Source organism: Synechococcus sp. R55.7, assembly GCF_047461955.1.
GTDB lineage: Bacteria > Cyanobacteriota > Cyanobacteriia > Thermostichales > Thermostichaceae > Thermostichus.
In genome coordinates this window covers 1-706 of the sequence record NZ_JANSIC010000469.1, presented here as the reverse complement: position 1 = coordinate 706, position 706 = coordinate 1, and the positions used below count along the sequence as shown (strand labels likewise).

At 60.2% G+C, this 706-nt stretch carries 2 protein-coding genes; both read right to left on the bottom strand.

The window, feature by feature from the left end; all coding sequences use genetic code 11:
• On the bottom strand, positions 1-437 hold a 437-nt coding region (locus NW820_RS13185; RefSeq protein ID WP_414407746.1), incomplete at its 3' end, for a NifX-associated nitrogen fixation protein.
• A partial coding sequence (locus NW820_RS13180) for a NifB/NifX family molybdenum-iron cluster-binding protein (RefSeq protein WP_414407745.1) occupies positions 434-706 on the bottom strand: 273 nt, incomplete at its 5' end. The genes NW820_RS13180 and NW820_RS13185, both read right to left, overlap by 4 nt.

Below are 706 nucleotides of genomic sequence, written 5' to 3'. Positions count from 1 at the left end.
GGGTAGGTTCGGGCCAGTTGGATCCCTTTGTCGATAAGGGCAGTAGCTTTTTCAGTGAGCTGTTCGAGAGACTCGAAACCGAAGCGATGGGCGTCTCGCAGGGTGTTGACCACCAACAACAGCCGCCCCGAGAAGACCAGCACCCAACCAAAGCCTTCGCTGTTGAGATCCAGCACCACCTGAGCTAGGAGGCCCGTTTCCTTTTCAATCAGGGCGGCAATGGCGCGGTAGTAGATGAGAATGCGGCTCCGCACCCCGGGATCCACCTCCCCTTCGAGGGATATCTGGCGTTTTTGGGCTTTGGTGACGACAAAGGGCTTGAGCAGCAACTCATCACTCCAGGCGCGGTAGGTGCCGTAGGGATCCGCCGCCCGCATCTGGCGAACGATCTCTTGCAAGATGGGGCTGGTCGAGGGAGAGAGAGGGGTGACGGTCATGGCTGAGCCTCCACAACTGGAGTTGAGGACTCCGGTCTGCTGACGCGCTCGGCCAAGAGCACTTTGCGCAGCCAGGGGGGAGGATTGTGCAGGGTGGTTACCAGGCGCTGCAACAAGCTCTCGATGGATTCTTCTTCCGACTGCACTTTGATGGGGGTGATGCGGCGGTTGATCAGGCGGGCGGCGGCACTGCTGCCAATGGCAGCCACGTAGATGAGGGTGACATCGGCCAAAGCCTGCAGCTTGGGCACCAGCTTGTCCTCGTTGCC